At 34.3% G+C, this 8,443-nt stretch carries 10 protein-coding genes; 9 read left to right on the top strand and 1 reads right to left on the bottom strand.

Going from position 1 to position 8,443, the window contains the following annotated elements; translation table 11 throughout:
• Nucleotides 1–192 precede the first annotated feature (192 nt).
• The 9 genes from WKI77_RS06610 (at nt 193) to WKI77_RS06650 (ending at nt 7,014) form a co-directional block, all read left to right on the top strand.
• Entirely contained in the window at nt 193–978 is a 786-nt protein-coding gene (locus WKI77_RS06610) for an SDR family oxidoreductase (protein ID WP_337861039.1), read from the top strand.
• 94 nt (nt 979–1,072) lie between these two features.
• Nucleotides 1,073–1,264, top strand: coding sequence for a hypothetical protein (locus WKI77_RS06615; RefSeq protein ID WP_337861040.1), 192 nt, complete (start codon nt 1,073–1,075; stop codon nt 1,262–1,264).
• A 65-nt stretch (nt 1,265–1,329) separates the two neighbouring features.
• Nucleotides 1,330–1,686 carry a cupin domain-containing protein gene (locus WKI77_RS06620; protein ID WP_337861041.1) on the top strand — a complete coding sequence of 119 codons (357 nt, stop codon included), beginning with the start codon at nt 1,330–1,332 and terminating at the stop codon, nt 1,684–1,686.
• A gap of 259 nt (nt 1,687–1,945) precedes the next feature.
• Nucleotides 1,946–2,119 carry an alpha-aminoadipate/glutamate carrier protein LysW gene (locus tag WKI77_RS06625; RefSeq protein WP_337861042.1) on the top strand — a complete coding sequence of 58 codons (174 nt, stop codon included), beginning with the start codon at nt 1,946–1,948 and terminating at the stop codon, nt 2,117–2,119.
• Nucleotides 2,120–2,129: 10 nt separating this feature from the next.
• Nucleotides 2,130–3,167, top strand: coding sequence for an N-acetyl-gamma-glutamyl-phosphate reductase (argC, locus tag WKI77_RS06630; protein ID WP_337861048.1), 1,038 nt, complete (start codon nt 2,130–2,132; stop codon nt 3,165–3,167).
• Between the two features lie 2 nt (nt 3,168–3,169).
• Nucleotides 3,170–3,934, top strand: a complete 765-nt coding sequence (locus tag WKI77_RS06635) for a [LysW]-aminoadipate/[LysW]-glutamate kinase (RefSeq protein ID WP_337861043.1) — start codon at nt 3,170–3,172, stop codon at nt 3,932–3,934.
• On the top strand, nt 3,924–5,102 hold the full coding sequence (locus tag WKI77_RS06640) for an aminotransferase class III-fold pyridoxal phosphate-dependent enzyme (RefSeq protein WP_337861044.1): 1,179 nt from the start codon (nt 3,924–3,926) through the stop codon (nt 5,100–5,102). Before WKI77_RS06635 ends, WKI77_RS06640 begins: the two co-directional genes overlap by 11 nt.
• The gene (locus WKI77_RS06645; RefSeq protein ID WP_337861045.1) at nt 5,102–5,950 is read left to right on the top strand and encodes a RimK family alpha-L-glutamate ligase; all 849 of its coding nucleotides are present in this window, start codon (nt 5,102–5,104) and stop codon (nt 5,948–5,950) included. The genes WKI77_RS06640 and WKI77_RS06645 overlap by 1 nt, the downstream gene beginning before the upstream one ends.
• Nucleotides 5,947–7,014: a M20/M25/M40 family metallo-hydrolase gene (locus WKI77_RS06650; RefSeq protein WP_337861046.1), complete on the top strand. Its 1,068-nt coding sequence runs from the start codon at nt 5,947–5,949 to the stop codon at nt 7,012–7,014. The genes WKI77_RS06645 and WKI77_RS06650 overlap by 4 nt, the downstream gene beginning before the upstream one ends.
• Here WKI77_RS06650 and WKI77_RS06655 read toward each other — a convergent pair.
• Nucleotides 6,982–7,767: a hypothetical protein gene (locus WKI77_RS06655; protein WP_337861047.1), complete on the bottom strand. Its 786-nt coding sequence runs from the start codon at nt 7,765–7,767 to the stop codon at nt 6,982–6,984. The genes WKI77_RS06650 and WKI77_RS06655 overlap by 33 nt on opposite strands.
• Nucleotides 7,768–8,443 lie beyond the last annotated feature (676 nt).

An 8,443-nucleotide genomic window follows, 5' to 3' on the forward strand; every position in this document is an offset into this window, starting at 1 on the left:
AGGATAGGTTGGGATTTGGACCCAAGTAGATGAGATCTGCAGTCTCACGCATAGCTTCTCTGCCACCTATCCATTATTGGATATAGTAAATCTCTATTTATTTTTTTCACCAAATTTCATGAATATAGATATAAAAAGCAATTATCACATGAGGATAAGCAAATTTAAATGCAGGCAATTATTTTCTTATATATGGAAGGACTAAAAAATAAAAATGCAATAGTATGTGCTGGAAGTACTGGAATAGGCAGAGGCGTTATTTCTGTGCTGGCAGATTATGGAGTTAATGTGACCACTTTCTCAAGACATGGGGAAAAATTGGAATCGTTAAAAGAAGATATCTTAAGGCAAACGGGAAATGAAATAAATATTGTTTCTGCTGACCTATCAAAAATGGAAGACCTGAAAAGAGTTGTAGAATCAGCACACTCTCATTTCGGAAAAATAGATTTTTTGATAATGAATTATGGCGACCCAAAAGTAGAACCTTTCATAAACCTCAGTGAATTTGATTGGGATTACAGCATTGATATGTTATTAAAATCAACTATTAGAATGGCAAATATGTCTGCAAAGGATATGATTGTTTCCAATTCAGGAAAAATTATATTTATAACTTCCATGACCACCAAGAACCCCATTGAAGATTTTTCAATTTCTAACTCTCTCAGGTCAGGCATAGTTGCACTTGGAAAAACACTTTCTATTGAACTGGGCAAATATAATATAAATGTTAACTCAATATCACAGGGGTATTTTTATACGGAGCGGCTAAAAAATATTTTTGAAAGAAAAGCGAAAATTTCTGGGGATAAAATTGAAAATATAGAAGAACAATTCAGGAAGGAAATTCCCCTTGGCAGGTTTGGAAAACCTGAGGAAGTAGGCAATCTGGTTGCCTTTTTATGTTCTGGCCTGTCTTCATATATTACAGGAACAAATATATCTGTAGATGGGGGTGTTATAAAATCAATATAACAAACCTGGTCTGGAAATCCTATTCCGGATCAGGGTGAAATATTCATCTGTAATAATATCATTAAAAAATAATGGAAACTTATAAGTTCATATCATGAAGTTATGCAGATCAGAAAAGAAAATTCTATCAGGCACCAAATACTGGCTTAAATGGTGGAAAGGATGTCATGTAGCTTATATTCCTGGAAAGGAAAACATATTAATTACCTGCCAAACCAGTATTGAAGAAATTATGGGGCATAATTACCCGCTATTGAATTCCTGTATGGGAAACAGAAGACCATAACCCCGGTATCATTAAGGCATAACTGCGGTTGGCAAAATTTATATCTGGCCATGTTTTTACATATCATGGCAGAGATTAAAAAATATAATTGGAACGATGTAAAAAAGGAAAAGTTATCAGACAAATTTTACAGGCAGATGGTTTACGGTGATAAAGTAATGGTGGCTCAGCTGGAAATAAAAAAAGGAAATATAGTTCCACAACACAGCCACGAAAACGAGCAGATTACATGGATAATGAAGGGCAAACTACATTTTAAAATAGGAAACCAGGAAATGGATGTTGGCGCAGGCGAAATTCTTGTAATTCCATCAAATACAAAACATGAGGCAATAGCGCTGGAAGATACACTGGATATAGATATTTTCAGCCCGGTAAGGTCAGATTGGATTAACGGAACCGATTCATATCTCAGAAAATAATTAATATTAATCATATTATTTTATCTTTTAGCCGTAAATTTTTGATACTGTAAATTTATTTTTTATATTCTGTTATTACGAATTTCATACTAAAAATACAATATTCGTATATTTTATATATTATGAAGTAATTACATTATTGTGGCATCTAAGTATAGTAATAAACTTTAGATGTCAAAAATAACAATATAAAATACAAATATTTATTAATACTAGATTATTGATAGCTATTTGTAAAGAACAGTAACAGGTGAAAAAAATGGAAACAAAGTGCAAAATATGTGGAGAGAAAATAAATGTGCCAGAAGACTCAATGGTCGGCGAACTTATAGAATGTGGATCATGTGGCATGAGCTATGAAATAGCTTCAATCAATGCCGGAACAGTAGAAATAAAACCTGCTGAAAATGTGGGGGAAGATTGGGGAGAATAAATTGCTTAAAGTGGGCATTGTTGGGGCATCAGGTTACGTTGGTGGTGAACTATTGCGCCTCCTTGTCAGGCATCCTGAAATTGAAATATCTTCAGTTTCATCTACCAGATATAAAGATGAGAAAGTTTCAAGAATTCATCCAGACCTTTATGGAATGACAGATTTGAAATTTGAAGATATATCACCACTGGATATGGCCGGAAAGGTAGATTTGATATTTCTTGCACTTCCACATGGGACATCAATAAAATATGTTCCAGACCTTATTGAAACCGGTGTGAAAATCATCGACATGAGTGCAGATTTCAGACTTAAAAACCCCGATCTGTATAAACCATGGTATGGATATGTCCACGGATACCCGGATATCATAAAAAAATTTGTTTATGGCATGCCGGAATTTCACAGAGAGGAAATTAAAAACGCAAAGTACATAGCAACACCAGGATGCATAGCATCTTCCTCAATTTACAGTATTGCACCCTTCTTAAACCAGGACCTTGCCAGCAACATCATTAATGTTGATGCGAAAGTTGGTTCATCAGGGTCAGGTTCCGGACTTGATGAATCTAAAGTATTCTCTGAAAGGTTTGATTCAATACGTGCATACAAACCGGTAGGCCACAGACATACTCCGGAGATAGAACAGGAACTTGAACATGCAACTGGAAAGAAGGTAAAAATAGCTCTGTCTGCCCATTCTGTAAATATGGTGCGGGGAATACTTACAACATCCAGCATTTATGCAGAAAACGATGAATTTACATTGTGGTCCCAGCTCAGAAAATTCTATGGAAATGAGAAATTTATAAGGTTAATTATGGATAAAAAAAGCAACTACAAATATCCGGATCCTAAAACAGTAATAGGGTCAAACTTTGCAGATATAGGATTTGCCATTGATAAATATGTAAAAAGGATAGTATCATTCGGGGCAATAGACAATTTAATTAAGGGAGCAGCAGGCAATGCAGTGCAGTCAATGAATATCATGAATGGCTTCAACGAATATGATGCTTTAATGATGCCATCACTCTTTCCGGTGTAAATATGAAAGTTTTAAAAATTGGCGGCAGCATACTTGAACAGGTTCTTAACAATGATAATTTATATTCTATTGTAGAAAAGCTCGATGAACCTGTTGCAATAGTGCATGGTGGAGGAAATTATCTGGATTCCCATGCCGAAAATTTCAATTATGAAAAAAAGTTTATTATGTCCCCTGAAGGAATTAGAAGCAGATATACCGATAAAAACACACTTGAAATATTTACAATGGTTATGAGTTTGATTAATGAGAAACTTGTTCTAAATTTAACTGAACACGGAATTAAGGCAATAACGGTAAATGGTGCCATCCGTGCCAGAAGAAAGGAAAAACTGGTAATAATGAATGAAAAAAACAGGAAAATGGTAATAGATGGAGGATACACAGGAAAGGTAGAAAGTGTTGATTCCACTCCCTTAAAAGCTATGATGGATGCAGGTTATATTCCAGTAATATCTCCTGTGGCACTTGGCAGTGACAGCTATCTAAATGTGGATGCTGATCGTGCAGCTGCTTATGTTGCTGGATCTTTAAAAGCGGATTCTCTCACATTTCTTACAAATGTCAATGGGCTTTACTATCAGGATAGGATTATAGAGAAAGCAGATACTGCATACATAAGGAGTATTTTGAAATATATAGGTACAGGAATGGATAAAAAGTTAATGGCATCAATTGAAGCACTGGAAATGGGAGTGAAACAGGTTACAATTTCAAATCCATTTCATGACATATACAGCGGAACGGTGATTTATAATGAATTATGAAAATGAATACATAGCAAACACATACCAGAGGTTGCCCATAAATGTGCTTAACGGCGATGGTGCAATACTCCATGATATTAACGGAAAAAGGTATATTGACCTGATGGGTGGTTATGGCGTTGCAATACTTGGATATAGAAACAACAAAATAAAAGAAGCAGTATGCAGGCAATTTGACACAATATCAATAGCTCATGCTTCTGAATATACTGAAGCAAGGGAAGAATTTGTTAAAAACCTTTCAGGCATAGTCCCTTCAGGGTTAAATAAATTCTACCTTGGAAATACAGGGGCTGAAGCCATAGAAGCCGCAATAAAAACGGTAATTAAATCATCAAAAAAGCATAAAATTATTGCAATGACAAATTCATACCACGGGAAGACAGCAGGTGCGCTTTCAATAACATATTCAGAGAAATACAGGCAAAATTTTAAGGATATTCTCATAAAAAATGTAGAATTTATCAGATACAATAATATGGACGACCTGGATAAAATCAGGAAAGATGATGATATTTCAGCTGTGTTTTTTGAGCCTGTCCAGGGTGAGGGAGGAATAAACATTCCGGATCTGGATTACGTAAGGGAATTAAGGAAAATTACAGAGGATAATAACATAATACTTGTTGCAGATGAAATACAATCCGGGCTCGGTAGAACTGGAAAAATGTGGGCACATGAACACTTTGGCATCAAACCGGATATAATAACAATCGGAAAAGGAATAGGCGGAGGCCTTCCATTATCTGTAGCTGCTGGAAAACCTGAATTTATGGACAACCTTGCAAAGGGAGAGCAGTCCTCTACAACAGGCGGAAACCCGCTGGCTATGGCTGCAGGAAGTGCAGTTATAGAACAATTAAACGAAGATTTGATAAAAGATGTTGGCAGAAAAGGAAAAATATTCAGGGATGAACTTGAAAAATTGCTTGCAGATTCCCATATTGTAAAGGAAATCAGAGGCCTTGGTCTGATGGATGCAGTAGAGCTTAAAATAAAATTCCTTCCAGTATTCATGGAAATCATCAACAAAGGGGTATTGCCTCTTTATTCCGGAATAAACATATTGAGGATGCTTCCGCCATATGTTATAACCGATTCTGAATTAAAGGAGGCAGCAGGAATTATGAGTGATGTAATTTTATCATATAAAAACGGTGAAAATTAATGAAAATTTCCATGCTATATGATATAATGCGGTGGGAGGAAAGGGCAATACTGAAATCTCTGCAGGATAAAAACGTAGATGTCCAGTTATTGAACGTTAAAGAAATGAATTTAAACCTTGAAAAATCAAATTATGATTTCGGTTCAATTTCCCTTCAAAGAAGCACAGGATATTACAGAAACCTTCATTCCACTGCATATGTTGAATTTACTGGAAATAAAATTATAAATAATTTTAATTCAACAGTAATCACAGGAAATAAAATGTTCACTTCTTTAATATTATCACAGAATAATATAAGAATCCCAAAAACATTTGTTTCTTTTACCAGTGAAAAATTTCTTGAATCCTTTAAAACAGATTTCAACGGAAGGGCAGTAACAAAACCTGTTACAGGAAGCTGGGGGCGGATGATATCACTGCTCAACGATTATTACGCAGCAATGGATGTATCAGAATATAAAGATTATATGTATCCATTATACCAGATAAACTATACACAGGAATACATAAATGAGTATGGCAGGGATTTAAGAGTATTTATTGTAAATGATCGGGCCATTGCTGGAATCTACAGGTATAAATCTGGAGAAGACTGGAGGACAAATACAGCACTTGGCGGAAAGGCCGAGCCACTTAAAATAACTGGCGACATAGAAGACATTGCAGACAAAGTAGCGAAAGCCCTTGGCCCCGGAATATATGGAATAGATATACTCGAATCAAAGGAAGGGTACTTTGTAAACGAAGTCAATGGCAATACAGAATTTAAAAATACAGTCCCTGTTACCGGCATAGATATACCAGGATATATTTCGGAATATCTAATTTCAGAGGCTAAAAAATGAATACAAAAGATATGCTTCTTGAAATGCTTAATATTTATTCCCCCAGTAGCAATGAAGGTGAAATAGCCAAATTGATAAAAGAGTATATGGTGAAGCTTGATTTTGAAAACCCTGTAATAGACAGTGAATTAAATGTAATATCTGTAAACGGAAAGGATAAGCCATATGTATTCTTATGTGGGCATGAAGATACTGTTCCCGGAATGCTTGAAGTAAAAGAAGATGTTTACCAGATCTATGGCAGGGGTGCAGTTGATGCCAAATCATCACTCCTTGCACTTATCCTTGGCGCAAGAAAGGCCATGGACAGGGGGTTTAAAGGCAAAATCCTTGTATCTGCAGCTTCAGGCGAAGAAAGCGACAGCAAGGGAATAAACAACATATTAAAAAATTACAGTGGCTATGATTATGCTGTTTTTGGTGAGCCTGGAGGCCCAATGAACATAACTGCAGGTTATAAAGGAAGATTGTTGATGAAAGTATGTGTGAAAACAGGGACACACCATGCAAGCTCTTCATGGATGGAAGCAAATTCAGTAGATCTTCTTATGGACCTCTGGACTGCCATAAAGAATAAATACGGAAGCAATAAGGATTTTAATTCTGTCACAGCCGGAATAACGAAATTCAACGGTGGCCAGTATGATAATATGACACCGGAGCAGGCATCCATGTATATAGATATAAGATACCCAAAATCAAGGTCTGAAGAAGATATTGTAAATGAAATGAAATATTATATGAAAAACATACTTAAAGAAAATTATACATATGATATAGCGAGCAGGACTCTACCTTACATATCTGACATTAAAAGCCCTCTGGTAAAATCATTCAAATCTGGAATATCGAAAAATGGAATGGTGCCAAAACTCATATTTAAAAGTGGTTCTGGCGATATGAATACCCTTGGGAATGAATGGAAAATTCCAGCAATAACTTATGGGCCCGGGAATACACAGTTATCACATACCGGTGATGAAGTAATTGACATAAGGGAAATTGACAGTGCAGTGAATGTTATTTCCGATTCATTGATCGACCTTCAGGGAAATCAGAGCTAAATAATCTTCGATTTTCTCTCTATTTTTATACAATTCTTTTGATATTTCAATTGGCCTTTTATTGTATAAATCTACCAGTGTTTTTGACATATCATGGTTATTAATTCTGTATAAAATATATACTGTAAAAATGGCAAACAATTTATGATATGTTTTATTGTCCACATATAATTCATGTGCCAATGCAGCCATACGCCTTTTCCACTTTGCTGAATTTTCTGCAGAGGTAAGTATTTCCATAAAAAATCTTGATCCTTCATCACTGTCTATTTCGGTTTTTTCTATATATTTAATTAATGTATATTCGAACTGTTTCCCTGGCGAAAAATTTTGGTAATAATCAAATGTAGCCGCGACGGCAAATGGAAAGGCATTAACAATGGGTTGTATAAGAAAATCTGCAAGAAGCCTGTACATTTTTCTCTCTTCAGAAAAAATTCCTGTTAAAAAATTTATTTTATTCGGATTTACATGCCTTTTCCTGTAAATTAACAGCGCGTATTGATACATTGCATTCAATTCAAGAAGATCTAAATACTCACTGGAATCAGGGGTTTTATCTCCAAAATCTGCCATCATTTCATTACTGGATGATATCATATGGTTAAAGAAATAACCAGGCATAATAAATGTTCTAATTCCTGTCATAAAATAGATGAAATGGGAAGCATTGTATTTCATTCTTTTTACAGTGGCTCTTTTAAAGTTGTGAATATTTTTTCTTGGGTCCACTTTGCCAAAGTTAAAAATCATGGATGTAAATCCAAAAATGAGTATTAACTGTTATTGTTAATCTTTTACATAAGCCCATTCATTTTTGTTATTCCTGTTTTCGGCAATAAATGGAAAACACCATTGTTATGACATATTCCAAATATAAATAATTTCAGCAATTACCACGGTTTTATCTATACTGAATAAAATTACTCAGTTGCATAATCAATTTATTTGCTTAATAATATTGTAAAAATATACTTTTTCACTCAATTTCTGGCTATGGTATTTATTTATAAGAATTTTTAAATGAATATTCTTTTAACCCTAAAAATATCTTTATACATCTCATTTTTCCTGAAATATAGTATTTCTTCTGCAATACTTCTTTATGCATTTGAACGTTCTGGCACTTTCAGTTGAATTTTTGATCTTAATATTACTACATAATATGATTATAGTTAATTACCTGTATCAGTATACTTTTGTTTAGTAATTTTGTTATACATTTTTTTGCATAGAACTGCCTCTTGATAAACTGAGAAATCCTGATCTTATAGTTTTTTTGAGGTCACCTCAGAATATGGAAAAAATAGTGGTATTAATATAAAGTTTTACTGAGATTTTGATTAATTTTTTATTTATTTTTGATAATTTATAAAATGCTAAAATCAATAATTGGATTTTATGCATTATTCAACTGATTATATTGTAG

Source organism: Ferroplasma sp. (assembly GCF_037442045.1).
GTDB lineage: Archaea > Thermoplasmatota > Thermoplasmata > Thermoplasmatales > Thermoplasmataceae > Ferroplasma.

Coding starts and splice junctions, on each gene's coding strand:
- WKI77_RS06635 (WP_337861043.1), top strand. CDS start 3,170: ATGAAAGTTTTAAAAATTGGCGGCAGCATACTTGAACAGGTTCTTAAC.
- WKI77_RS06655 (WP_337861047.1), bottom strand. CDS start 7,767: ATGATTTTTAACTTTGGCAAAGTGGACCCAAGAAAAAATATTCACAAC.
- WKI77_RS06625 (WP_337861042.1), top strand. CDS start 1,946: ATGGAAACAAAGTGCAAAATATGTGGAGAGAAAATAAATGTGCCAGAA.
- WKI77_RS06645 (WP_337861045.1), top strand. CDS start 5,102: ATGAAAATTTCCATGCTATATGATATAATGCGGTGGGAGGAAAGGGCA.
- WKI77_RS06610 (WP_337861039.1), top strand. CDS start 193: ATGGAAGGACTAAAAAATAAAAATGCAATAGTATGTGCTGGAAGTACT.
- WKI77_RS06640 (WP_337861044.1), top strand. CDS start 3,924: ATGAATTATGAAAATGAATACATAGCAAACACATACCAGAGGTTGCCC.
- WKI77_RS06615 (WP_337861040.1), top strand. CDS start 1,073: ATGAAGTTATGCAGATCAGAAAAGAAAATTCTATCAGGCACCAAATAC.
- WKI77_RS06620 (WP_337861041.1), top strand. CDS start 1,330: ATGGCAGAGATTAAAAAATATAATTGGAACGATGTAAAAAAGGAAAAG.
- WKI77_RS06650 (WP_337861046.1), top strand. CDS start 5,947: ATGAATACAAAAGATATGCTTCTTGAAATGCTTAATATTTATTCCCCC.